The sequence below is a fragment of the Aquabacterium sp. A7-Y genome, from assembly GCF_026153205.1.
In the GTDB taxonomy this organism is placed as follows: Bacteria; Pseudomonadota; Gammaproteobacteria; order Burkholderiales; family Burkholderiaceae_C; genus Caldimonas.
Genome location: NZ_JAPFBW010000044.1, coordinates 25,365 through 48,780, shown reverse-complemented (window position 1 = coordinate 48,780; position 23,416 = coordinate 25,365). Strand labels below are relative to the sequence as shown.

Annotated in this window: 19 protein-coding genes; 9 read left to right on the top strand and 10 right to left on the bottom strand. The window is 69.9% G+C overall.

The genetic code is table 11. The features are described from left to right. The first annotated feature begins 1 nt into the window (after nucleotide 1). Both aceF and lpdA read left to right on the top strand, forming a co-directional pair. Nucleotides 2-1,276, top strand: coding sequence for a dihydrolipoyllysine-residue acetyltransferase (gene aceF, locus OOT46_RS27625; protein WP_265406847.1), 1,275 nt, complete (start codon nucleotides 2-4; stop codon nucleotides 1,274-1,276). 10 nt (nucleotides 1,277-1,286) lie between these two features. Then, a complete protein-coding gene (gene lpdA / locus OOT46_RS27620; protein ID WP_265406846.1) occupies nucleotides 1,287-3,092 on the top strand; it encodes a dihydrolipoyl dehydrogenase in 1,806 nt (601 codons plus the stop codon). A gap of 100 nt (nucleotides 3,093-3,192) precedes the next feature. Here the strand turns inward: lpdA and OOT46_RS27615 are convergent, their stop codons facing one another. Continuing rightward, nucleotides 3,193-3,774, bottom strand: a complete 582-nt coding sequence (locus OOT46_RS27615) for a Uma2 family endonuclease (protein ID WP_265406845.1) — start codon at nucleotides 3,772-3,774, stop codon at nucleotides 3,193-3,195. A 183-nt stretch (nucleotides 3,775-3,957) separates the two neighbouring features. Here OOT46_RS27615 and OOT46_RS27610 point away from each other — a divergent pair, with 183 nt between their 5' ends. Then, on the top strand, nucleotides 3,958-4,476 hold the full coding sequence (locus tag OOT46_RS27610) for a GNAT family N-acetyltransferase (protein WP_265406844.1): 519 nt from the start codon (nucleotides 3,958-3,960) through the stop codon (nucleotides 4,474-4,476). A 24-nt stretch (nucleotides 4,477-4,500) separates the two neighbouring features. Here OOT46_RS27610 and OOT46_RS27605 read toward each other — a convergent pair whose 3' ends face one another. After that, the gene (locus OOT46_RS27605) at nucleotides 4,501-6,702 is read right to left on the bottom strand and encodes a sodium-translocating pyrophosphatase (RefSeq protein ID WP_265406843.1); all 2,202 of its coding nucleotides are present in this window, start codon (nucleotides 6,700-6,702) and stop codon (nucleotides 4,501-4,503) included. Nucleotides 6,703-6,926: 224 nt separating this feature from the next. On the opposite strand from OOT46_RS27605, the gene ppa reads away from it, so the two are divergent. Then, complete coding sequence (gene ppa, locus OOT46_RS27600) at nucleotides 6,927-7,466, top strand: inorganic diphosphatase (RefSeq protein ID WP_265406842.1); 540 nt, start codon at nucleotides 6,927-6,929, stop codon at nucleotides 7,464-7,466. Nucleotides 7,467-7,618: 152 nt separating this feature from the next. Continuing rightward, a complete protein-coding gene (locus tag OOT46_RS27595; protein WP_265406841.1) occupies nucleotides 7,619-8,269 on the top strand; it encodes a hypothetical protein in 651 nt (216 codons plus the stop codon). A gap of 28 nt (nucleotides 8,270-8,297) precedes the next feature. Here the strand turns inward: OOT46_RS27595 and OOT46_RS27590 are convergent, their stop codons facing one another. The 5 genes from OOT46_RS27590 to OOT46_RS27570 form a co-directional block, all read right to left on the bottom strand. Continuing rightward, complete coding sequence (locus tag OOT46_RS27590; RefSeq protein WP_265406840.1) at nucleotides 8,298-8,825, bottom strand: hypothetical protein; 528 nt, start codon at nucleotides 8,823-8,825, stop codon at nucleotides 8,298-8,300. A 185-nt stretch (nucleotides 8,826-9,010) separates the two neighbouring features. After that, nucleotides 9,011-10,171 carry a hybrid sensor histidine kinase/response regulator gene (locus OOT46_RS27585; protein WP_265406839.1) on the bottom strand — a complete coding sequence of 387 codons (1,161 nt, stop codon included), beginning with the start codon at nucleotides 10,169-10,171 and terminating at the stop codon, nucleotides 9,011-9,013. Further along, a complete protein-coding gene (locus OOT46_RS27580; protein ID WP_265406838.1) occupies nucleotides 10,168-10,800 on the bottom strand; it encodes a chemotaxis protein CheB in 633 nt (210 codons plus the stop codon). Before OOT46_RS27580 ends, OOT46_RS27585 begins: the two co-directional genes overlap by 4 nt. Nucleotides 10,801-10,804: 4 nt before the next feature. Further along, nucleotides 10,805-11,638 carry a CheR family methyltransferase gene (locus OOT46_RS27575; protein WP_265406837.1) on the bottom strand — a complete coding sequence of 278 codons (834 nt, stop codon included), beginning with the start codon at nucleotides 11,636-11,638 and terminating at the stop codon, nucleotides 10,805-10,807. A gap of 7 nt (nucleotides 11,639-11,645) precedes the next feature. Continuing rightward, a complete protein-coding gene (locus tag OOT46_RS27570) occupies nucleotides 11,646-14,762 on the bottom strand; it encodes a response regulator (protein WP_265406836.1) in 3,117 nt (1,038 codons plus the stop codon). Nucleotides 14,763-15,064: 302 nt separating this feature from the next. Between OOT46_RS27570 and OOT46_RS27565 the strand changes: the two genes are divergently transcribed. The 3 genes from OOT46_RS27565 to OOT46_RS27555 all read left to right on the top strand — a co-directional run bounded on the left by OOT46_RS27565 (nucleotide 15,065) and on the right by OOT46_RS27555 (nucleotide 19,338). Beyond that, nucleotides 15,065-17,842: an ATP-binding protein gene (locus OOT46_RS27565; RefSeq protein WP_265406835.1), complete on the top strand. Its 2,778-nt coding sequence runs from the start codon at nucleotides 15,065-15,067 to the stop codon at nucleotides 17,840-17,842. Between the two features lie 71 nt (nucleotides 17,843-17,913). Next, a complete protein-coding gene (locus tag OOT46_RS27560; protein ID WP_265406834.1) occupies nucleotides 17,914-18,786 on the top strand; it encodes an MBL fold metallo-hydrolase in 873 nt (290 codons plus the stop codon). A gap of 114 nt (nucleotides 18,787-18,900) precedes the next feature. Then, complete coding sequence (locus OOT46_RS27555; protein WP_265406833.1) at nucleotides 18,901-19,338, top strand: hypothetical protein; 438 nt, start codon at nucleotides 18,901-18,903, stop codon at nucleotides 19,336-19,338. A 184-nt stretch (nucleotides 19,339-19,522) separates the two neighbouring features. Here OOT46_RS27555 and OOT46_RS27550 read toward each other — a convergent pair whose 3' ends face one another. Both OOT46_RS27550 and OOT46_RS27545 read right to left on the bottom strand, forming a co-directional pair. Beyond that, complete coding sequence (locus OOT46_RS27550) at nucleotides 19,523-19,879, bottom strand: hypothetical protein (protein ID WP_265406832.1); 357 nt, start codon at nucleotides 19,877-19,879, stop codon at nucleotides 19,523-19,525. 257 nt (nucleotides 19,880-20,136) lie between these two features. Further along, nucleotides 20,137-20,667, bottom strand: coding sequence for a hypothetical protein (locus OOT46_RS27545; RefSeq protein ID WP_265406831.1), 531 nt, complete (start codon nucleotides 20,665-20,667; stop codon nucleotides 20,137-20,139). Nucleotides 20,668-20,808: 141 nt separating this feature from the next. Between OOT46_RS27545 and OOT46_RS27540 the strand changes: the two genes are divergently transcribed. Continuing rightward, a complete protein-coding gene (locus OOT46_RS27540; protein ID WP_265406830.1) occupies nucleotides 20,809-21,378 on the top strand; it encodes an RNA polymerase sigma factor in 570 nt (189 codons plus the stop codon). A gap of 38 nt (nucleotides 21,379-21,416) precedes the next feature. Here OOT46_RS27540 and OOT46_RS27535 read toward each other — a convergent pair whose 3' ends face one another. After that, nucleotides 21,417-23,402 (bottom strand): ATP-binding protein, encoded by a 1,986-nt coding sequence (locus OOT46_RS27535; RefSeq protein WP_265406829.1) that lies wholly within the window; start codon nucleotides 23,400-23,402, stop codon nucleotides 21,417-21,419. Nucleotides 23,403-23,416: the final 14 nt, after the last annotated feature.

Below are 23,416 nucleotides of genomic sequence, written 5' to 3'. Positions count from 1 at the left end.
GGTGATCGAGGTGCTGGTCAAGCCCGGCGACACCATCAAGGCCGAGCAGAGCCTGATCACCGTCGAGAGCGACAAGGCCTCGATGGAGATCCCGTCCTCGCATGCGGGCGTGGTCAAGGCGCTCAAGGTCCAGCTGGGCGACAAGGTCAGGAAGGGCAGCGTGATCGCGGTGGTCGAGGCCGCCGGCGGCGCATCGGCCGCGGTGCCCGCGCAGGCCGCAGCCGCCCCGGCGAGCGCCGCGGCCGCAAGCCCGGCCGAGCTGGCCAGCGCGCCGGTCGAGCGCGTGCCGCCGACCCTGGCCTTGCCCGCCCACGAACCGACCGCGCCCCAGGGCAAGCTGCCGCACGCCTCGCCCAGCATCCGCAAGCTGGCGCGCGAGCTGGGTGTGCCGCTGGCCGAGGTGCCGGGCAGCGGCCCCAAGGGCCGCATCACCCAGGACGATGTGCAGGGTTTCGTCAAGGGCGTGATGGCGGGCCAGGTCCAGACCCAGGCCCAGAAGGCCAAGGCACCGGCCGGCGCCGCGGCGGCCGCCGGCGGCTCGCTGCCGGGCCTGCTGCCCTGGCCGCAGGTCGACTTCACCAAGTTCGGCCCGGTCGAGCGCAAGGACCTCTCGCGCATCAAGAAGATCTCGGGCGCCAACCTGCATCGCAACTGGGTGATGATTCCGCACGTCACCAACCACGAGGACGCCGACATCACCGAGCTGGAGGCCTTCCGGGTCCAGCTCAACAAGGAGTACGAGAAGTCGGGCGTCAAGGTCACCATGCTGGCTTTCCTGATCAAGGCCTGCGTCGCGGCGCTGAAGAAGTTCCCCGAGTTCAACGCCTCGCTCGACGGCGAGCAGCTGGTGCTCAAGCAGTACTTCCACATCGGCTTCGCGGCCGACACGCCCAACGGCCTGGTGGTCCCGGTGATCCGTGACGCCGACAAGAAGGGCATCGTCGCGATCGCCAAGGAGATGAGCGAGCTGGCCGCCAAGGCCCGCGAGGGCAAGCTGGGTCCGGCCGAGATGACCGGGGGCTGCTTCTCGATCTCCTCGCTGGGCGGCATCGGCGGCACCTACTTCACGCCCATCATCAACGCGCCGGAGGTGGCCATCCTGGGGGTCTGCAAGTCCACGCTGAAGCCGGTCTGGGACGGCCAGGCCTTCCAGCCGCGCCTGATCCTGCCGCTCAGCCTGAGCTGGGACCACCGCGTGATCGACGGCGCCTCGGCGGCCCGCTTCAACACCTACCTGGCCAACGTGCTGGCGGATTTCCGCCGCGTGATGCTGTAAGGAGCCGCCTGTGGCAGTGATCGATATCAAGGTCCCCGACATCGGCGACTTCAAGGACGTCGCGGTCATCGAGGTGCTGGTGCAGCCCGGCGACATCATCCAGGCCGAGCAGAGCCTGGTGACGGTCGAGAGCGACAAGGCGTCGATGGAGATTCCCGCCTCGCACGGCGGCGTGGTCAAGGAGCTCAAGGTCAAGGTCGGCGACACGGTCAACGAGGGCTCGCTGCTGCTGAGCCTGGAGACCGAAGGCGCGGCGGCGCCCGCGAGCGCACCCGCGGCGCCCGCCCAGGCCCGGGGGGCCGAATCGCAGGCGCCGGCTCCCGCTCCCGCAGCGGCGGCAGCGCCGACGCCGGCCCCCGCCGCGAGCAGCTATTCCGGCGGCGTCGAACTCGACTGCGACATGCTGGTGCTGGGCGCCGGCCCCGGCGGCTATTCGGCCGCCTTCCGCGCCGCCGACCTCGGCATGAAGGTGGTGCTGGTCGAGCGCTACGCGACCCTGGGCGGCGTCTGCCTCAACGTCGGCTGCATCCCGTCCAAGGCGCTGCTGCACGTGGCAGCGGTCATGGACGAGGTCAGGCACTTCGCCGAGCTCGGCATCCGCTATGGCGAGCCGGGCGTGGACCTGGACAAGCTGCGCGCGCACAAATCCAAGGTCGTGGGCAAGCTCACCGGCGGCCTGACGGCCATGGCCAGGATGCGCAAGGTCACCGTGGTGCGCGGCTACGGCAGTTTCCTCGACCCGCACCACGTCCAGGTCGAGGAGACCGGCGGCGAGGCCCAGGACAAGACCGGCAAGACCCAGACCATCCGCTTCAGGCACGCCATCATCGCGGCCGGCTCGCAAGCGGTGCGCCTGCCCTTCCTGCCGCAGGACGAGCGTATCGTCGACTCGACCGGCGCGCTGCAGCTGCGAGCGGTGCCCAAGCGCATGCTGATCGTCGGTGGCGGCATCATCGGCCTGGAGATGGGCACGGTCTATTCGACCCTGGGCGCCCGGCTCGACGTGGTCGAGATGCTGGACGGCCTGATGCAGGGCGCCGACCGCGACCTGGTCAGGGTGTGGCAGAAGATGAACGCGCCGCGCTTCGACAACATCCTGCTCAAGACCAAGACCGTGGGGGCCGAGGCGACCGCCGACGGCATCCTGGTCCGCTTCGAGGGCGAAGGCGCGCCCAAGGAGCCGCAGCTCTACGACCTGGTGCTGCAGGCGGTGGGTCGCACGCCCAACGGCAAGAAGATCGGCGCCGAGAAGGCCGGCGTGGTCGTGAACGAGCGCGGTTTCATCCCGGTCGACATCCAGATGCGCACCAACGTGCCGCACATCTTCGCGATCGGCGACATCGTCGGCCAGCCCATGCTGGCCCACAAGGCGGTGCACGAGGCGCATGTGGCGGCCGAGGCCGCGGCCGGCGAGAAGTCGGCTTTCGACGCGCGCGTGATCCCGAGCGTGGCCTACACCGACCCCGAGGTCGCCTGGGTGGGCCTGACCGAGGACCAGGCACGCGCCGAGGGCCGCAAGGTCAAGAAAGGCCTGTTCCCCTGGACCGCCTCGGGCCGCGCCATCGCCAACGGCCGCGACGAAGGTTTCACCAAGCTGCTGTTCGACGAGGAGACCCACCGCATCGTCGGTGGTGGCATCGTCGGCACGCATGCCGGCGACATGATCGGCGAGCTGGCGCTGGCGATCGAGATGGGGGCCGACGAGATCGACATCGGCAAGACCATCCACCCGCATCCCACCCTGGGCGAGAGCATCGGCATGGCCGCCGAGATCGCGCACGGTACCTGCACGGACGTGCCGCCGCAGCGGAAGTAGCCGCGCCCATCAGAGACCCGGCGGGCCGCGGCTCGCCGCCGACGCAAACGCAAACGCCGGGCTTGTCGCCCGGCGTTTCTTCTTGAGTGGCGACGGCGGCTCAGGTGCTCGCCGCCGGGGCCTCCTCGCTGGGGTCCATGCCCGCAAACACCTTCTTGAGCGGCAGGTCCAGCGCAATGCTGGAGAGCCTCAGCCGGCCTTCCTCGGTCTGGTCTTCGAACAGGCAGGTGCCGTCGCGATGGACGGTGTAGACCTCGACGCGGCGCGAGTTGGGGTCGATCAACACGTATTCCTGCAAGGTGCTCAGACGGCGGTACATGCCGAACTTCTTGCCGCGATCGAAGCTCTCGGTACTCGGCGACAGGACCTCGATGACGAGCACCGGCGTCGTGCTGGCCTTCTCGTTCGCGCTGAACTGCCGGTCGCAGCTCACGAACACGTCAGGGTAGAAGGCGGCCTCGTCGTCCACGACCACCCGCAAGGCTTCGCTGAACACTTGGCAGGCGCTGCCTTCAAGATGGTTGCCGATATGCCGCATCAGGTTCGCGATGACACGCGCATGGCCGCGCGTGCCGCCCACCATCGCGAACACCTCGCCACGGAAGAACTCGTGTCGGCCGGCCTGCGTTTCATCCCAAGCCAGGAATTCGGCAAGCGTCATCTTGTGCAGAGGCAATCCCATCACGGCCATCCTTTCGATCGTCCAGACCAGGCTGCCGTCACGGCAGCACACCGAACAGCTCACCCGCTCCCTCCGGACAGCCACCGAGGGGCGTCTACATCTTAGCGCTTGCGCCGGAGTTCGGCCTCGGCGGGATCCCGCCCGCATACACTGAGCCTCATTTCACTCCAGATATCCAGCCTCATGGCCCCCCGCATCCTCGCTGCCACCGAAGTCCATCTTCCCGGCATCACCACGATTTACAACGATGCGGTGTTGAACACCACCGCGATCTGGAACGACCAGGTGGTGGACCTCGAAAACCGAGCCGCCTGGCTGGCGCAGCGCCGCAGCATCGGCTATCCGGTGCTGGTGGCGGTCGGCCCTGACGAAAAGGTGCTGGGGTATGCCTCCTTCGGCGACTTCCGCGCCTTCGACGGCTACCGCTACACCGTGGAGAACTCGGTCTACGTGAAAAGCGACGCCCGCCGCGGCGGGGTCGCGATGGCCTTGATGACGCGCCTGATCGAGGAGGCCCGCAGCCTCGGCAAGCACCAGATGGTCGCGGCCATCGAGTCGGGCAACGCGGGTTCGATCCGACTGCACGAGCGGCTCGGCTTCGAGCACGGCGGGCACATGAGTGAGGTCGGCACCAAGTTCGGCCGCTGGCTGGACCTCACCTGGATGCAGCTGCGCCTGAACGAGCGCCAGCCGCCGGCCTGAGCCCGCCGGGCCGGCTCTGCTCGCTCAGGGCGGCGAGATTGCTGTCGGCTTGTCTGACAGGGTCGCCGCGGCGCTGCCGTCGGGCTTCCGGACCGTGGCGGCCCCCGGCGTCGCAGCCGGCGGGGCCGCTACCACATGGCTCGCCGCCGGCGCCTCGGCCCGGCTGGCGACCAGGCCCGCGGGCAGCAGCGGCACGATCAGCAGCGCGACGATGTTGATGATCTTGATCAAGGGGTTCACGGCCGGCCCGGCGGTGTCCTTGTAGGGGTCGCCCACGGTGTCGCCGGTGACCGCCGCCTTGTGCGCGTCCGAGCCCTTGCCGCCGTGGTGGCCCTCCTCGATGTACTTTTTCGCGTTGTCCCAGGCACCGCCCCCGGTGCACATCGAGATCGCGACGAAGAGGCCCGTGACGATGGTGCCCATCAGCAGCCCGCCCAGCGCGGCCGGGCCGAGCAACATGCCGACCAGGATGGGCACCACCACCGGCAGCAGCGAGGGCACGATCATCTCGCGGATCGCGGCGCTGGTCAGCATGTCGACCGCGGTGCCGTACTCGGGCTTGGCGCGGCCTTCCATGATGCCGGGGATGGTCTTGAACTGCCGGCGCACCTCCTCGACCACGGCGCCCGCGGCACGGCCGACCGCTTCCATCGCCATCGCGCCGAACAGGTAGGGGATCAGGCCGCCGATGAAAAGGCCGACGATCACCATGTGGTTGGACAGGTCGAAGCTGACCGCCATGCCGCGTGCCTCCAGCGCATGGGTGTAGTCGGCGAACAGCACCAGCGCGGCCAGTCCGGCGGAGCCGATCGCATAGCCCTTGGTGACGGCCTTGGTGGTGTTGCCGACTGCGTCCAGAGGGTCGGTGATCGCGCGCACGCTGTCCGGCATGTCGGCCATCTCGGCGATGCCGCCGGCGTTGTCGGTGATGGGCCCGTAGGCATCGAGCGCGACCACGATGCCCGCCAGGCTCAGCATCGCGGTGGCCGCGATCGCGATGCCGTAGAGCCCGCTGAGCATGAAGGAGGCGATGATGGCCATGCACACGAACAGCACCGGCCAGGCGGTCGACTTCATGCTGACGCCCAGGCCGGCAATGATGTTGGTGCCATGCCCGGTGGTCGAGGCGCTGGCGACATGCTTCACCGGTGCATAGTCGGTGCCGGTGTAGTACTCGGTGATCCAGACCAGCAGCGCCGTCAGCAGCAGGCCGACGACCGCCGAGCCGAACAGGCGCAGTTGGGTGCCGCCTTCGTAGAGGGCGGTGTCCGGCATCACCCAGCCGGTGATGAACCAGAAGCCGACCAGCGCGATGACGCCCGAGACGATCAGCCCGCGGTAGAGCGCCGCCATGACGTTTTTCATGCCCGGCGTGGCCTTCACGAAGGCGCAGCCGACGATGGAGGCGATGATGGAGAAGCCGCCCAGCGCGAGCGGATAGACCGCCGCCTCCATCGGCGCCTTGGTGACCATCAGGGCCCCCAGCACCATGGTGGCGATCAGCGTCACGGCATAGGTCTCGAACAGGTCGGCCGCCATGCCGGCGCAGTCGCCGACGTTGTCGCCCACGTTGTCGGCGATGACCGCCGGGTTGCGCGGATCGTCCTCCGGAATGCCGGCCTCGACCTTGCCGACCAGGTCGGCCCCGACGTCGGCCCCTTTGGTGAAGATGCCGCCGCCGAGGCGCGCGAAGATCGAGATCAGCGAGGCGCCGAAAGCCAGGCCCATCAGCGGCTTCAGCACGCCGGACAGCGGGCTGTCCGGCGCAGCGTTCACGGTGAGGAACCAGAACAGCCCGCCCACGCCGAGCAGGCCCAGGCCCACCACCAGCATGCCGGTGATGGCGCCGCCCTTGAAGGCGACGTTGAGTGCCTCCTTGATGCCGCGCGTGGCGGCTTGCGCGGTGCGCACGTTGGCGCGCACGGAAACGTTCATGCCGATGAAGCCGCAGGCCCCCGAGAGCAGGGCGCCGATGACAAAGGCGATGGCGGTGGTGAGGTCGATGAAAACGCCGAGAAGCAGGGCCAGCATGACCCCGACGATGGCGATGGTGCGGTACTGCCGCGCCAGGTAAGCCGCCGCCCCCTGCTGCACGGCCGCTGCGATCTCCTGCATGCGGGCGTTGCCCGCGTCCTGTCTGAGGATCCAACTGCGCGACACGAAGCCGTACAGCACTGCGGCAAGGCCGCAGACGAGCGCAAAATAAAGCGCCAAAGAGGTCGACATGAGGCGGTCTCCTTCCTAGAGATGATCTACATGGAAATCAGCGACGCGCCTGGGTCTATGCCCGGTCGCGAGCTGATGCTAAGGGAAGCCCCGAAGCCCCGCAATCGCACCGTCCCTGTGTTTACGCGCAGTCGGCTGCTGGTTTTGTGCGAGGACGGCCCCCGGGGACCTGTCAGAGGAGCCGGTACACTGCGGGTTTTCCCCTGCAACCTAGCCGCAGCACCATGAGCCTTCACAACGTCACCCCCGGCGCCAAGGCGCCCGAGCAGTTCAACGTGATCATCGAGATCCCGATGAATGCGGATCCGATCAAGTACGAAGTCGACGAAGACAGCGGCGCGCTGTTCGTCGACCGGTTCATGGGCACGGCAATGCACTACCCGTGCAACTACGGCTACATCCCCCAGACCCTGGCTGATGACGGCGACCCGGTGGACGTGCTGGTGATCACCCCCTTCCCGCTGATCCCCGGCGTGGTCGTGACCTGCCGCCCGATCGGCATCCTGAAGATGGAAGACGAGGCGGGCGGCGACTCCAAGTTGCTGGCCGTGCCCATCGACAAGATCCTGCCGATCTACAAGCACTGGCAGAAGCCCGAAGACATGAACGAACTGCACCTCAACCGCATCCAGCATTTCTTCGAGCACTACAAGGACCTGGAGCCCGGCAAGTGGGTCAAGGTCAAGGGCTGGGAAGGCACCGAGTCCGCGATCGAGGAAGTGCGCTCGGGCATCGCCAACTTCGCCAAGTCGGGCAAGAAGTAATCGGCCGGCGTTGCGCGTCTGACCCGGGCCGGCGGTCGTCGGCCCTTGCCACCAGGCCGGCTTTTGCCGGCCTGAGTCGTTTTCGGGTCTCGGTCGCCGGCGCCTGCGCATCCTTCTTGCCACCGCAAGCGGATCTCTACTTCGAAACCGCCATGGAACCGCACGGCCTGTCCGTCCTCGAGAACCCGTCCCCGCTCCAGCCCGCCTGGCGCCGTAGATGGCGCTGGGCCTGGCGTATCGCGACGCGGTCGGTGCGGCGCGCACTGGGCCTGCCGGTGACGATGGACAGCGCCGACCGTTGCCTGCTGGAACAGCGCATCCTGCCGCACTATGCCTCGCGTGCCGACATCCAGCGCGTGCTGTCCATCGGCACGCGCTGGTACACCGAAGCCTATGAAGCGCTGTTCATGCACGCCTTCTACGCGACCCTGGACATCGACCCGCGCGCGGCGCGGTACGGCAGCCGGCAGCGCCACGTCACCGACTCGGCCTCGCGCGCTGCCGACCACTTCCCGCCCGCCAGCTTCGACCTGATCCTCTTCAATGGCGTGTTCGGCTGGGGGCTGGACCGCCGCGACGAGGTCGAGGCAGCCATCGAGGGCTTCACGCTGCTGCTGCGTGCCGGCGGTGAACTGGTGGTCGGCTGGAACGACGTGCCGCGCTACCGGCCGTTCCCCTTCGGCGAGTTGCAGGCCCTCGGGGCGCTGGAGCCGGTGCCGTTCGCGCAGACCGGGGCCTGCGTCTGGCAGCTGGAAACGGACAATCGTCACCGCTTCGAGTTCTGGCGCAAACCCCTGACGTGAGCCCCCGGCCGGGGGGGCAGCGGCTCACTCACTGACGCTCCAGCTTCTGACCGGCGGTGTGCGCGCGCACCGTTCGGACCCCCGGCGGCGGCAGGGCAGCGCCGTCCTCGGGGGCCTCGCCCAGCACCGGGATGTCGCTGACCACTCGCTCGTCGAGCGGCTGCGCATGCTCCAGGCGGTCGTCGTCGGCGCGCCGGCCGGGTGCGCGCTGCGGGTTGCGGACATGGATGTCGGCCGCATGCCGGCGGTGCAGGATGTCGAGCGCCGTGCCGCAGGACTGCTCGGTGTCGGCCTGCACCATCAGCACCAGGCTGCCGCGATCGATCGCCTCGTGATAGAGGTCGGCATGTTCGCTGGCGCCGAACAGCGAGCGGAACATGTCGCCTATCGTCTCGGCGATGGAGTGCTCGGCTTGCGGCGCTCCATCGTCCAGCCGCACCGATCCGGAGGCGAGCAGTCGCATCGTTTCGTCGGCGAAACCACTGCGTCGCAGATCGTCGCGCGCCTGCTGCGCGCCTGTCGCTTCCTCGAACACGCCGACCAGCACATGGGACATGGCACTCTCTCCTTGCTTGGGCAGGCCCCGGCGGGCCTGCTGCCTGCTTTGCGGCAACCGGCAGGCCCGCGCCGGCACCGGCACAGCGGGCGGCGTGGCGCGGCAAAACTTGCGGGCGGCGGTAAAAACTTCCAGCTGCCGGCTGGGCTGCGATGCGGAGGCCGGGGTGGCCGAATCGGACGCGTTCAGCTGAACAGCGAAGGCGGCACGCTCAGTTGCGGCAGCGGAGCGGGCGCTGTGCCGGGGGCCTCGAGGCCGGCGCCGTTGCGCGGGAAGGTGATCAACACCGAGGTGCCGTGCTCGGCACTCGAGCTGGCGCGCACCACACCGCGGTGCGCGCGCACGAACTGGTCGACGATATACAGGCCCAGCCCGAGGCCGGCGGCCGATTCGTTGCTGCCGCGGAAGGGCTCGAACACGAGGTCGATGACCTCCTCGGGGATCACGCCGGGGTTGTTGACCTTGACCTTCAGCGTGTCCTCGTCGCGCCCGTCCAGCGTCACCAGCACCTCGCCGCCGGCGTCGCCATGCTCCAATGCATTGCCGAGCACATTGGAGAGCACCTGCGACATGCGATCGACGTCGAAGCTGCCGTTCAGGTCGCCGAGCGGTTCGATGCGCAGGGGGGTCTGGCGCGGGTTCTCGGTGAACTCGGCGGCGATCTGCGCGCACACCTCGGCCAGGTCGGCCTGCTGGTAGCGCAGCTTCATCGCACCGGAGCGCAGCCGCGAGACGTCGAGCAACTGCTCGATCATGCGCGACATGCGGGCGCCGCTGGACTTGATGCGGGCGGCCGCGGCACGCGCTGTTTCGTCCGTGCTCAAGCGCAGCAGCAATTCGGCCCCGAGCCGCACCGCCGACAAGGGGGTGCGCAGGTCGTGGCTCAGCACGGCGGTGAACATCTCGTTGATCTGCAGGGCCTGGCGCAGCTCGGCCATCTGCTCGGCGAGCTGGCGCTTCTGCGAGTCCAGATCGACGAACACCTTGACCTTGCTGAGGATCACCTGCGGGTCCACCGGCTTGTGCAGGAAGTCGACCGCGCCGGCCTCGTAACCGCGGAAGGAGCGCTGCTGGTCCTGCGGGGCGGCGGTCAGGAAGATCAGTGGCACGTGGCGGGTGCGCGGTGCGCCGCGCATCAGCTCGGCCAGCTCGAAGCCGTCCATGCCGGGCATGCGCACGTCCACCAGCGCGACGGCGACCTCGTGGACCAGCAGCAGCTCGAGCGCGTCGGGGCCGCTGCGCGCGGTCAGCACTTCCAGCCCCGGGCGCGCGAGCAGGGCCTGCATCGCCGTGAGGTTCTGCTCTACGTCGTCGACGACCAGGACCCGCGTCTGATGTGCATTCATGATGGAGTGCTAGGCAAATGTTTGGCCCGGGAGGCGGGCACCAGGGCCGCCAGGCCCCGGGCGGTGGCTTCGATGGAGAGGATGGCGTCGGCGCCGGCAACACTCAGGCCGGCCCTCGGCATGGTGGCCGCGACGGCGGTGTCCGGGTCCTGCACCCAGGCGCAGCCGCCGGCCTGGCGCACCGCCCGCAGTCCGACGCTGCCGTCGCTGCTGGCACCGGTGAGCAGGATGGCGAGCAGCGCCGGCCCATAGGCCGCCGCGGCCGACTCGAAGAGGGGATCGATGGCCGGCCGCGAGTAGTTCACCGGCGCATCGATGGACAAGGCGATGCTGCGGTCGGGCTCGACCAGCAGGTGGTAGTCGGGCGGCGCCAGGTAGACGACGCCGTTTTTCAGTGGCTCCTTGTCCTCGGCCTCGCGCACGGGCAGCGCGCAGCGCGCGGCGAACAGCTGCGTCAGGTGGCTGGGCCGGTTGGCCGGAATGTGCAGCACCACCAGAAGCGGCGCACCGAAGTCGGCCGGCAGCGCGGCGAGCAGGGTCGTGATGGCGTCCACGCCGCCGGCCGAGCCGCCGATGACGACCGCCTCGATGTCGGGGGGCAGGGGAGGGCGGAGGGGCTGCAGCGCCATGTGCTCAACGCCGCCGGTAGATGCGCTGCTGGGGCAGCAGTTCCTCGAAGTCGGCCTCGTGCGCGGTGAAGCGCAGCGTCTCCTTGGAGCCCAGGCCGAGGAAGCCGCGCCGCACCAGCGCGTCCTTGAAGAGGCCGATGGCGCGCTGCTGCAGCGTGCGGTTGAAGTAGATGAGCACGTTGCGGCAGGACACCAGGTGGACCTCGGAGAAGACGTGGTCGGTGGCGAGGCTGTGGTCGGCGAACACCACCTGTGACCGCAGCTTGCGATCGAAGGCCGCGGCGTCGTAGCCGACCACATAGTAGTCGCTCAGCGAGGCCTTGCCGCCGGCCAGCCGGTAGTTGGTGCTGAAGCGCGCCACCCGGTCCAGGGGGTAGACGCCCGCCTCGGCCTGCCGCAGCGCCTCCGGATTGATGTCGGTGGCGTAGAAGACAGTGCGTGCCAGCAGCCCTTCCTCGTGGAACAGGATGGCCAGCGACCACAGCTCCTCGCCGCTGCTGCAGCCGGCCACCCAGACCTTTACCGACGGGTAGGTCTTGAGCACCGGCAGTACCTCCTCCCGCAGGGCCTTGAAGTAGTCCGGGTCACGGAAGAAGTCCGACAGCTGAACCGTGAAGTACTGCAGCGCCTGGGCGAACACCTCGGGCTCATGGAGGATGCGCTCCTGCAGCTGCGACAGTCGGGTGCAGCCGAAGCGGTCCATGGCCTGGCGCACGCGGCGCCGCAGCGAAGCCACCGCGTAGTCGCGGAAGTCGTGCTGGTAGGTCAGGTAGATGCCCTGCAGCAGCAGCTGGATGCCGATGTCGAACAGCCGCGGGTCTTCTTCCTCGGGCAGCATCGTCACCTCACTTGCGCACCCAGACCCGGCACAGCGAGACCAGCCGGTCCACGTCGATGGGCTTGGAGATGTAGTCGTCGGCGCCCGCCTCGATGCAGCGCGTACGGTCTTCCGGCATGGCCTTGGCGGTCAGCGCGATCACCGGCAGCTTGGCCAGTTCGGTCCGGGTGCGCAGCTCGCGGATGGCGCTCAGGCCGTCCATCTCGGGCATCATGATGTCCATCAGCACCAGGTCGATCTCGCCGGCCTTGGCTTCTAGGCGCTGCAGGGCCTCACGGCCGTTGCGCGCGATCTCCAGGGTGGCGCCGAGCGGCTCCAGCACGCTGGAGAGTGCGAAGACGTTGCGCACGTCGTCCTCGGCCAGCAGGATACGCCGGCCGTCCAGCACCACGTCGCGCTGGCGGGCCTGCTTGAGCAGGCGCTGCTGGTCGGGCGGCAGCGCCGACTCGACGCTGTGCAGGAACAAGGTCACCTCGTCGAGCAGGCGGTCGGGCGAGCGGGCGCCCTTGATGATGATGGAGCGCGAGTAGCGGCGCAGGCGCTGCTCCTCGTCGCCGGTGAGCTGGCGGCCGGTGTAGACGATCACCGGCGGGAAGGAGTAGTCGCCGCCCTCGGCCATCCGCTCCAGCAGCTCGAAGCCCGAGCCGTCGGGCAGCGACAGGTCGGTCACCATGCAGTCGAAGGTCTGCGCCGCCAGCTGCGCCAGCGCCTCCTGGACCGTGCCGACCGCGGTGATGCGGGCCTGGCCCGTGCTCAGCAGCAGGCCGATGTTGTGGCGCAGCTGCTCGTCGTCCTCGACCACCAGCACCTGGCGCACCTGCTGCTGCAGCTTGTCCTCGATCTTGGCGATGGCGCCGATCAGCTGCTCGCGCCCGACCGGCTTGAGGGCATAACCGATCGCGCCGAGCTCGAGCGCCGTGTGCGCGCGGTCGTGCAGCGAGATCATGTGCACGGGGATGTGCCGGGTCGCCGAGTCGCGCTTGAGCTGCTCGAGCACAGCCAGGCCCGACTGGTCCGGCAGGCCGATGTCGAGCAGGATGCCGCTGGGCTGCAGCTCGCGCGCCAGCTCCAGGCCTTCGCCGCCCATGCCGGCTACCACGCAGTCGAAATCCTGTTCGTGGGCCAGGTCGTAGAGCACGCGCGCGAAACGCGCGTCGTCCTCGATCACGAGGATCAGCCGCTGCGGGCGCGAGCGTTGTCCGCGGTCGTCCTGGAAGGCGGCCGCGCGAGGGGCCGGGGCGGCGGGTGCAGGCGCGGGGCTGCGCGGCGCGGGTGCGACGGCCGCGACCGGCGCGGGTGCCGGCGCTGCGGCTGTCGCGGCCGGCGCTGCCGCGGGGGCGGCCGGCTGCCACGATACCGGCAGCTCGAAGGTGAAAGTGCTGCCCTGGCCCGGGGTGCTTTGCAGCGTGATGCCGCCGCCCAGCAGCTCGGCCAGCTCTTTCGAGATCGACAGGCCCAGGCCGGTGCCGCCGTACTTGCGGCTGGTCGAGCCGTCGGCCTGCCGGAAGGCCTCGAAGATCACGTCGTGCTGTTGCTCGGCGATGCCGATGCCGGTGTCGCGCACCGCGAACTTGACGCGCCCGGCGCCGGCCGGTGCGACCGAGAGCACCACCTCCCCCTGCTCCGTGAACTTGAAGGCGTTGGACAGCAGGTTCTTCAGCACCTGCTGCAGGCGTTGCGGGTCGCTCAGCAGGGTGGAGGGCGCGTTGGAGGCGACCTCGATGCCGAAGTGCAGGCCGCGGTTCTGCGCGATCGGCGCGAAGGTGTCCTTCAGTCGCTGCAGCAGGGTGTCCAGCGGCAGCGCCTCCGGGTTCACCTCGACATGGCCGGCTTCGATGCGGGACAAGTCGAGGATGTCGTTGATCAGGGTCAGCAGGTCGTTGTTGGCCGAGTGGATGGACGCAGCGTAACGCACCTGCTCGCTGCTGAGGGTCCCGTCCTTGTTGTCGGCCAGCAGCTTGGACAGGATCAGCGCGCTGTTGAGCGGGGTGCGCAGCTCATGCGACATGTTGGCGAGGAACTCGGACTTGTGCCGGTTGGCCGCTTCCAGCTGCTGGGCATTGAGCTCCATCGCACGCTGGATGACCAGCAGGTCCTGCTTCTGGCGCTCCAGCCGCTGGGTCTGCTCCTCCAGCTGCACATTGCTCTGCTCCAGTTCGGTCTGCTGTTGCTCCAGGCGTGCCTGCGAGTCCTGCAGCGCGCGCGACTGGGCCTCCAGCTCCTCGTTGGAGACCCGCAGTTCTTCCTGCTGGGTTTGCAGTTCCTCGCTCTGGCGCTGGGTCTCCTCGAGCAGTTCGACCAGGCGCTCGCGGTAGGCGGCCGAGCGCAGCGCCTGCGCGATCGGTTCGCTCACCCGGCGGGCCAGCGCGAGCAGTGAGGCCGGGTCGCTCGGCGGCGCGACGAAACCCAGCTCCAGCACACCCAGGGTGCGTCGGTCGGTGCCGATGGGCAGCAACAGCAGGGCGCGCGGGCCGGCACGACCGAGTGCCGAGCTGAGCTGCAGGTAGTGCTCCGGCAACCCGGCGATCAGCTGGGGCTGGGTCTCGCGCACCGCCTGGCCGGCCAGCCCCTGGCCGGCCTCCAGCCGTTCCGGCGGTCCGGCCGACGGATCGCAGGCGAAACAGCCGGTACGCAGCAGGGCCTGGCCTTCCAGCCGGTAGAGCACCCCGACCTGGGCGCCGACGTAGCGGGCCAGGGTGGCCAGCCCATTGGCGGCGACCTCGCTGCGCGTCTGCTCGCCGACCAGGGCCTGCGACACGGCCGTCTCGCCGGCGCCGATCCAGGCCTGCACCTGCTCCTCGCCCCGCAGCCGCACGACGCGCGCGACCAGCAGCCCGACGGTCCACATCGCGACCACCCCGACACTGCGGTTGATGAGCGCCATGTCCTGGTTCATGCCGCCGGGCGAGAGCACCCAGCCCAGCAGGGTCAGCACGGTGGAGACGGTGGCCAGCGCTACCGGCAGCGCCGGGTGGGGCTGGAACAGACACAGTGCGAGCGGCACCAGGTAGAGCAACCACTCGGCCAGGCCGAGCCGGGTCACGGTGTCGACGCCGAACACGCCCAGCGTCAGGGCGCCGAGCAGCAGGTAGGTGAAGCGATGTCGCGAATCGGCAGCGGGCATGTGTCGGGCAAAGGCAGGAGCCGGGATGTGCCATCCCGGCGTTCGCGGCGATTCTTGCAGCCGTGTGGAATCCATTTGTAAGAGAAAGATGCGTGTGCTTCGGGCTCGATCGGCGCGTGCCGCTCGCCGAGGGCCTTTAGCAGCTGGCGTTCCCATCCCGGGTCGGAGACACGGGGACCGGCCTTGTGGTGCGCGCCTCTCGCACCGGCCGGTCGCTTTCTCCAACCCGGACGGCGCGCCCCGGTGCATCGCCGGCTAGACTGCGCACGCCTGCCCTGCAACGTTCGAGTCCACCCCCTCCGATGCGCACCGTGCCCCTGCAAAAACGCCTGCTGCTGCTTGCTCTGGCGGGCATCTTCCCGCTGGCGCTGAGCACCGGGCTGGCGCTCGGCGCCTTGCTGAGGGAACAGCGCAGCCAGGCCGAGCAGGCGGGGCTGGAGGTCACGCGGGCCCTGGCGACCGCGGTGCACGGCGAGTTGCGCCGCTCGATCGCCGTGCTCGACACCCTGGCCGCCTCGCCGCTGCTCGACGCTGACGACAGCCAGGGCTACGACGCCTTGGCGCGCCGCGTGATGGAGACCCTGCCCGACTGGCGCGCGATGATCCTCTCCAACGCCGCCGGGCAGGTGCTGGTGCATACCGGCTTTCCCCACGGGGGCATGCCGCAGGCCCAGGGGATGGAGATCACCAGCCTGGAGCACGCGATGCACACCGGGCAGCCCTCGGTCGGCCACCTGTCCCCGGGGCCGCACGGCGACTGGGGCGTGCCGGTGCGCGTGCCGGTGCGGCGCGGCGGGCGCCTCAAGTATGTGCTGACGGGTGTGCTCAAGCCGGAAATCTTCCTGGCCGTGGTGCAGCGGCAGAACGTCCCCCCCGACGGCGTGGTGGCGGTGTTCGATGCGGCCAACCGCCGCGTGGCGCGTTCGCGGCAGGGCAACCAGACGGTCGGCGCGCCGCCCTCGCCGACCTTGCTGCAGCTGATGGCCTCGTCGGCGAACGAGGGGGTGGGTGTGACCCGGGCGGTGGAGGGCGACCGTGTCTACACGACCTACGTGCGTTTGCCCGAGACCGGTTGGACGGTGGCGGTCGGGCGGCCCACCGGGGCGGTCGAGGCCGAGGCCCGGCGCGCGCTCGCCGCCTATGCGGGCGGCTTTCTGCTGTCACTGCTGCTGGGCGGTGCCGTCGCCCTCACCGTCGCGCGACGCATCAGTCGCCCTATCGTTGCCCTGCGCGAGGCGGCCACGGCGCTGGGCCGTGGCGAGCCGCTGCGGCTGGCCGCCAGCGACATCATCGAAGTGCAGGCGGTGGCCGACGCACTGGGTGCCTCGGCCGAGCAACGCGCCCGCCACGAGGCCGAGCGCGAGCGGCTGCTGGATGCGGAGCGCGTGGCGCGCTCCGCGGCAGAGCAGGCCCGGCAGCGCCTCGAGCAGCTGGCGTCGTCGGGCAGTCTCCTGTCGCGCTCGCTGGAGCCTGAGGACACCCTGGAGGCGGTTGCCTCCATCATCGTGCCCGGCGTTGCCGACTGGTGCTGCATCGATCTGCTCGACGCCGAGGGGCAGCTGCAGCGCGGCATCGCCTACCATGCCGACCCCGAGCGCCGCCGCCAGGCTGCCGAGCTGGGCCAGCGGCTGCGCGGCGCAGCGGAGACGCCGGGCTCGCTGGCCTGGGCGGTGCGGACCGGCCGCTCCTACCATGCCCACTTCGGCGCGGCCGCCGAGCTCGACGAGATCGACGACCCGCAGCTGCGTGAGTTCGCCGCGGCGCTCGGCATGCGGGCCCACCTGGTCGTGCCGCTGGTGGCGCGCGGCCGCATCCTGGGTGCGCTGGCGGCGGTGCAGGCGGAGTCCGGCCGCAAGCTGGGCGCCGACGACCGCGCGCTGATCTCGGAGCTGGCGCGCCGCGCCGCGCTGGCACTGGACAACGCCCGGCTGTATGTCGATGCCCAGGCCGCGCGCGAGCAGGCCGAGCAGGCCAGCCGTGCCAAGGACGAATTCCTGGCGATGCTGGGCCACGAGCTGCGCAATCCGCTCGCGCCCATCGTGACCGCGCTGCACCTGATGGCGCGCCGGGCCGACCCCGCCAGCGCCTTCGAGCGCGGCGTGATCGAGCGGCAGGTGGCGCATCTGTCGCGCCTGGTGGACGACCTGCTCGATGTCTCCCGCATCACCCGAGGCAAGGTGCAGATCGAGCGCAGCCCGCTGGACATGAAGGCGGTCGTGGAGCGGGCCATGGAGCTGGTGCAGCCCGCGCTGCAGGGCCGCCAGCGCCCGGTCGAGCTGGTGCTGACGCCGCAGCCGGCGCGCGTCAGCGGCGACGCGGTGCGGCTGGCCCAGGTGGTCAGCAACCTGCTCACCAACGCCCTGAAGTTCACGCCGCCCGACGGCGCGATCGAGCTGCGCCTCGCGGCCGTCGACGGCTGGGTCGAGGTGGCGGTCGAGGACCAGGGCGCCGGCATCGCGCCGGAGCTGCTGCCGCATGTCTTCGACCTGTTCGTGCAGGGTGAGCAGGCGCTGGATCGGCGCACCGGCGGCCTGGGCCTGGGCCTGGCCATCGTCAAGACCCTGGTCACGATGCATGGCGGCACGGTCGCGGCTTGTAGCGACGGGCCGGGGCAGGGCAGTTGTTTTGTGGTGCGCTTGCCGGCGCTGCAGGCCGAGTTGCCGGCCGCCGCGTCGGAGCTTCAGCCGGCTGCGGCCGGGCCCGCGGCCGGCCGCATCCTGGTGGTGGATGACAACCTCGATGCCGCCGAGTCGCTGGCGCTTGCGCTGCGCGATGCCGGCTACGAGGTCAGGACCGAGGCCGATGCCGCCGCGGCACTGCTGGCCCTGGACGTCTTCGACGCGCAGCTGGCGGTGCTCGACATCGGCCTGCCCGAGATCGACGGCTACGAACTGGCGCGACGTTTGCGCGCGGATCCGCGCCGTGCCGGCCTGCGCCTGGTGGCCCTCACGGGTTATGGGCGCGAGCCCGACCGCGCACGCGCGCTGCAGGCGCGTTTCGACGAGCACTTGGTCAAGCCGGTGTCGATCGAGCGGCTGCTGGCCGTGTTCGACCAGCTGCTGGCCCGGCCGCAAGGGTGAGTCCGCCGGGGCACGGCCTGCGGGCCTGCCAGTTGCCGGTGGCTGGCTGCCCCCACCGCACGCCGACGTCCATGCGCATCCATCACCTGAACTGCATCTCGACCTGCCCGCTGGGCGGTCGTCTCATGGACGGCCATACCCGTTCCCTGGTGTGCCGTGGCCATCTCACCTGCCACTGCCTCCTGGTGGAGACCTCGCAGGGCCTGGTGCTGGTGGACACCGGCCTGGGCCTGCGCGACGTGGCCGACCCGCGCGGCCGGCTGAGCCGGTTTTTCCTGGCCCTCGTCAAGCCGGAGTTCCGCGAGGAGATGACCGCCATCCGGCAGATCGAGCGCCTGGGTTTTCGCGCCGACGACGTGCGCCACATCCTGCTGACCCACCTGGACTTCGACCATGCCGGCGGGCTCGACGACTTTCCCCAGGCGCGCGTGCACCTGCTGCGCCCCGAGCGCGACCATGCGCTGCTGCAGAAGACCTGGCTGGACCGCCAGCGCTTCCGGCCGCAGCAATGGTCTGGCCGTGCCGGCTGGCGGGTGTATGAGGGCGGCGAGGGCGAGCGCTGGTTCGGCTTCGATTGCGTGCGCGAACTCGAGGGCGTGCCGCCGGGGTTGCTGCTGGTGCCGCTGCCCGGCCACACCCACGGGCATGCCGGCGTGGCGGTGCAGTTGGAGGGCCGCTGGCTGCTGCAGGCCGGCGACGCCTACTTCTACCACCGCGAGATGGATCTCGACCATGCCAGCTGCACCCCGGGCCTGCGTGCCTACCAGGTCTTGATGGAGAAGGACCGCCACGCCCGGCTCGCGAACCAGGCGCGCCTGCGCGCGCTGCGTCGCGGGCATGGCGACCAGGTGGCGATCTGCTGCGCGCACGACCTGCTGGAGTTCGAGCGCCTGGCCGGGCGCAGCGCGCGCGTGCCGGCCGAACAGATGAACCAGCCGGCGTAGGCCCGGTCCTACGCCGGCTTCGGCGGCCGGGCGACGCGTGCCCGCGGTCGTCCGACAGCCCCCTGTGCGGCGGCGGCCTAGACTGGGGACAAGTCGTACTTCAAGGAGCCTCGCATGAACGCTTGCAACCGTTTTTGCCGCACCGTGTCGGTGGGCGCCGCCGCCCTGGCGCTGGCCTCGGCCTGGGCCGCCGATCCGACGTCCGAGGAGCGCTACCGCGCCGAACGTGCCGCCTGCGAGAGCGGCTGGTCGCACCAGGACAAGGCCACCTGCCTCAAGGAGGCCGGCGCGGCGCGCGGCGAGGCGCGCCGCGGCCGCCTGGAAAGCAAGGGCGCCGCCTACGAGCGCAACGCGCTGGCGCGTTGCGCCCCGCTGCCTGCCGCGGACCGCGCCGACTGCGAGGCGCGTGTGCGCGGTGAAGGCACGGTGCGCGGCAGTGTCGAGTCGGGCGGCATCTACAAGGAAACCGTGACCCGCGAGATCCCGGCCGCCCCGCCAGCGTCCGGCACCACCGTGACCCCCGCCGCGCCGGCCGCGACGCCGCAGCAGTGATGCCTCGCCGGGCTTGCCCGGCGCGCTTTCAGCCATCCGTTGTGTGAACAGGCCCTGGTCGGGCAGGCGGTCTGTGACCGGATCGACACCGGGCACCGGGCCATCCTGCCCGAGGGCCTCCGGGCGGCGGCGTCCCCGAGGGGACCCCTGCGTCACGCCATGGTCGGTGGCGGAGGCGGGGCGTTCATGGGCGCGGTGCACCGTCAGGCATGGAGGCGCGCGAGTTAACGCCCGCCGGGTTGTTTTCTACTGACACCTGCCGATCGTGATTGAGCGCGATGCCGCCGGGCAGGTGCTCAAGGAAACGCTGGTGGACGTGCTGGAGCGGCACTTCTAGTACGACATCGAAGGCCGGCTGACCGCTCAGGGTGTGAGGCGTACGGGCGAGTGGTTGTTCCATACCCAGTACTCGTACGACCCCGCCGGTCAGCTGACGCAGCGCCACGATAGCCAGTACGGCATCGATCGCTACCGCTACGACCCCCTGGGACAGATCGTCGAGCACATCGATCAGCAGGGCCGGCTCAAGCGCTTTTTCCACGATCCGGCGGGCGATCGACTGGTCGGCCGAGTGATGGAGACACCCGCACTGCAGGACCGGCACCAGGAGGCGGGCGGGTGGATCCGCGAGGGGGCGTGCGAGGGCCTCTTCTATCGCTTCGACCGGGCAGGCCGCCTGGTCGAGCGCGGTGAGCAGGGCAGGGCGGGGTGGTTCCCTGAAAGCTCAAAGACCGTCATGCTGACTTGGGATGCCCATCATCGGCTGGCGCGAAGCGAGATCAATGGGTCGGTAACGACTTACGGGTACGACCCCCTGGGGCGGCGTGTGTTCAAGCAGACCGGTGCCGAATCATCCAGGGTTTTCACTTTGCTCGCAGCCTCCATGGAGGGCTGGACGCGCAAGACGAGTGGTTCGCGGGCGGCTTCTATCCCTGGCTGAAAAACGAATACGGACTTGAACACGTAGCCATCTGGAAAGACCAGATTGCTCAACTCGCCGCCGAGCGGAAGGCAGCCCCGTGGAACACCTTCATCGGTGAGTTCGAGCGCTTTCTGGCCGACCGCGGTGCTTCCGCTGCGTCCGACTGAATCGTGAAGGCTTGCCCGGGCGGCCCGCTGCCTCTGCTCGTCGCGCAAGCAGTCCTGCGCCAGCTTCTTCCGCTCGCGCTGGACAGGCGGCCCCGACGCCCCGATGCCGGCGTCCTTCGCGCGCGATGGCCCGATGCGACCTTTCAAAAATGAAAGATTCCTCGGCTCGTCGCCTTGCAATGCTGCCATCCCGGACTCGTCGGCTGCTCGGGCGGCGCTCGAAAAGTCCTTGTCTTTCAAGGACTTGGTGCCAGGGCTGTGCGTTGGTACAGGCTTCGCTATGGCTGCTCCCAAGCGCCTGACGGGTTTGGCGGTCTGCCAGGCCCGGACGGGGTCTCCGATATCGCAGCCTGCTGCACCGCGCTTGAAGAGAGCATTTGCATGACGACCATCTCCTGCCGCCGTGAAGACACCTCCTCCACCGACCGACGCAACCAGGTCCTGGGCTCGCTGTTCAACGAGCGCTGGCAGCGCCTCTACGGCTTTGTGCTGGGCCGCGTGCGCGACGCCGACGATGCGGCCGAGATCGCCCAGCAGGCGTTTGCGGAGGCGCTGGACGCGTATGACAACTTCCGCGGCGAGTCGGAGCTGCATACCTGGCTCTACAGCATTGCGCTCAACCTGACTCGCAACCACCTGTCGCGTTCGCCGGGTCGGCGCTACCAGTTCGACGGCGACGAGAGACTGGCCGAGTGCGCTGCCGAGCACGCCGATCCCATCGAGCGACTGGAGGCGCGCCAAGCCGTGTGCGCCTTGCAGCGTGGGCTGCGCCAGCTGCCCGCGGAGATGCGCGCCACGCTGCTGTGCGTGACGCTGGAGGACAGTTCCTATGCGGAAGCGGCCGAGGCCTTCTCGGTGCCGGTCGGGACGGTGCGCAGCCGCGTCTCGCGGGCGCGCTCGATGCTGCGCGCCTGCCTGTCCGAGGAGGGCGTGACGGCCCAGGCTTGCTGAGGCCGCCGCTTCGACACGCGGCCTCGGTCAAGGCGTCCTCAGCCGCGCTGTCTTGACCGCGAGGGCTCGGTCTGCAACCCGGTGCGGCGCCGGGCGACCGGCAGTCGCAAGGTGAACTCCGCGCCGCCGTCGGGATGGTTGCGCCCGCTCAGCTCGCCGCCCATCTCGCGCGCCATCTTGGCGGACAGCGCCAGGCCCAGCCCCAGGCCATGCCCGGCCGCCTTCGTGGTGACGAAAATCTCGAACAGGTGGGCGCGGGCCTCCTCGTTCAGCCCCGGCCCGTGGTCGCGCACCCGCACCACCACCGAACGCTGGTCCTGCTCGCGCAGCGAGACATGGATGCGGCGGTCGGCGCTGTCGGCGGTGGCCTCGATCGCATTGCTCAGCAGGTTCACCAGGATCAGCCGCACCCGTTGCGCATCGACCATCGCCCAGGGATCGTTGCCGTGCACCAGGATGCGGTGGGTCCGGGCGGCGAGCTGGGGTTCCAGCACGCGCAGCGCCTGCCGCAGGCAGTCGCGCAGCCGCTCGGGCAGCGGGTGGTAGGGCTGCTTGCGGGCGAAGTCCTCCAGCGAGCGCGTCAGCTCCGTCAGCTGGTCGGCCAGCTCCACCATCTGCTTCATGTTGCGCTGGACGCGCTCGAGCTCGCCGCGTTCAACCAGCTTGCCGCTCAGCTCGGCGAGCAGCCGCATGCTCGCGAGCGGGCGCTTCACCTCGTGGTTGACCCCGGCCACCATGCGCCCGAGCGCGGCCATCTTGCCGGTCTGGAAGGCCGCCTCGGCATTGCGCCGGTGTTCGGTTTCGACATCCAGCTCGGCGTTCAGCTGGCGCACCCGCCGCTCCACCGGCGTGCCTTGGGCGCGTTCCGCCAGCGAGCGCGCCAGCCAGTGCAGGTCGCGGCTGCGGGCGGTCTCGCCCAGCCCTTCGCAGGCGCGCGCGAGCTTGTGGCAGACGCGGCGGGCCTCCTCGTACATGCCGCCTTCGGTATAGCGCGCCAGCGAGCGTTCCCAGTGCACCCGGCCCTTGTCGTCGCGGCCCTGGCTGTGCCGGATGTCGCCCAGGCATTCGTGCGCGGCGGCGACGTGCCTGGGAAGGCGTGAGCGGCGCGCGGCGCCGAGCGCCTGCAAGGCCAGCCGGACGGCTTCGCCGGCGTTGCCCAGCGCGTTCTGCATGGCGCTGGCCTGCAGCGACAGCGAGGCGTGGCTGTGGTCGGCGTTGCGCCGCGCGCTGCGGGCGTCGCGCCAGAGCCAGTAGCCCACCAGCATCACACCTGCAAAGGAGGTCGCGACCACAAACAGCAAGGTCAGGCGCGCCTGCGACTCCGCCAGCGCGTCGACCCGGTCCACCGGCACCGTCACCTCGACCGCGCCGAGCAGCTGGTGCAGCCGGAACACCCGCCCGGGCTCGACCCCGTCGGCCAGGCGGCGCAAGCGGACTTCCTGGGTGCGCTCCATGCCGTTGTGGCAGGCCACGCAGGCCTGCTCCGAGGCCGGGTCGGCCTGCATGTAGCGCAGCACGCGGCGCTCGCCGACGCTCTCGAAACGCCAGGCCGGTTTCCACTCGATGGGTCGCATCGGGCTGGGCTGGTCCTGGGCCTGCAGGGCCTGCCAGGCCCAGCGCTGGAAGTCGTCCTGCAGGCCCTGGCCGGGCTCGAGGTTCCAGCGGCTCAGCGGGCGATAGCTGTAGAGGCCGCTGTTGTGCTGCGTGATCTCGCGGCCGACATACTTGAAGAATTGCGCCGGGATGGGCGCGAAGCCGGTGTGCGCCTTGTAGTCGGGCGTGCTGCCGAAACCGTCGCTGGCGAGCTTGGCGACCACTTCGCGCGAATAGACGCTGCGCGCGACCATGGCCTGGTTGGCGACGATGCGCGCCACCTGGACGGCTTCGTGCTCGATGATCTGCTCCTGCGAACGCAGCAGGATGGCGTAGTGGCCGATGCCCAGCAGCAGCAACACGCCGAGCAGCACCAGCACCTTGTTGCGGGAAGGACGTGCCTTCCCCCGGGCCCCCAGCCACTTCCTCATCGACAACTCCTCCC

Bases quoted from the DNA above. Each gene is read 5' to 3' on its own strand.
- OOT46_RS27560 (WP_265406834.1), top strand. From the start codon at position 17,914: ATGCGCATCCATCACCTGAACTGCATCTCGACCTGCCCGCTGGGCGGT.
- OOT46_RS27590 (WP_265406840.1), bottom strand. From the start codon at position 8,825: ATGTCCCATGTGCTGGTCGGCGTGTTCGAGGAAGCGACAGGCGCGCAG.
- OOT46_RS27555 (WP_265406833.1), top strand. From the start codon at position 18,901: ATGAACGCTTGCAACCGTTTTTGCCGCACCGTGTCGGTGGGCGCCGCC.
- OOT46_RS27565 (WP_265406835.1), top strand. From the start codon at position 15,065: ATGCGCACCGTGCCCCTGCAAAAACGCCTGCTGCTGCTTGCTCTGGCG.
- OOT46_RS27575 (WP_265406837.1), bottom strand. From the start codon at position 11,638: ATGCTGCCCGAGGAAGAAGACCCGCGGCTGTTCGACATCGGCATCCAG.
- ppa (WP_265406842.1), top strand. From the start codon at position 6,927: ATGAGCCTTCACAACGTCACCCCCGGCGCCAAGGCGCCCGAGCAGTTC.
- OOT46_RS27595 (WP_265406841.1), top strand. From the start codon at position 7,619: ATGGAACCGCACGGCCTGTCCGTCCTCGAGAACCCGTCCCCGCTCCAG.
- OOT46_RS27535 (WP_265406829.1), bottom strand. From the start codon at position 23,402: ATGAGGAAGTGGCTGGGGGCCCGGGGGAAGGCACGTCCTTCCCGCAAC.
- OOT46_RS27580 (WP_265406838.1), bottom strand. From the start codon at position 10,800: ATGGCGCTGCAGCCCCTCCGCCCTCCCCTGCCCCCCGACATCGAGGCG.
- OOT46_RS27540 (WP_265406830.1), top strand. From the start codon at position 20,809: ATGACGACCATCTCCTGCCGCCGTGAAGACACCTCCTCCACCGACCGA.
- OOT46_RS27605 (WP_265406843.1), bottom strand. From the start codon at position 6,702: ATGTCGACCTCTTTGGCGCTTTATTTTGCGCTCGTCTGCGGCCTTGCC.
- OOT46_RS27585 (WP_265406839.1), bottom strand. From the start codon at position 10,171: ATGAATGCACATCAGACGCGGGTCCTGGTCGTCGACGACGTAGAGCAG.
- OOT46_RS27570 (WP_265406836.1), bottom strand. From the start codon at position 14,762: ATGCCCGCTGCCGATTCGCGACATCGCTTCACCTACCTGCTGCTCGGC.
- OOT46_RS27610 (WP_265406844.1), top strand. From the start codon at position 3,958: ATGGCCCCCCGCATCCTCGCTGCCACCGAAGTCCATCTTCCCGGCATC.
- OOT46_RS27615 (WP_265406845.1), bottom strand. From the start codon at position 3,774: ATGGGATTGCCTCTGCACAAGATGACGCTTGCCGAATTCCTGGCTTGG.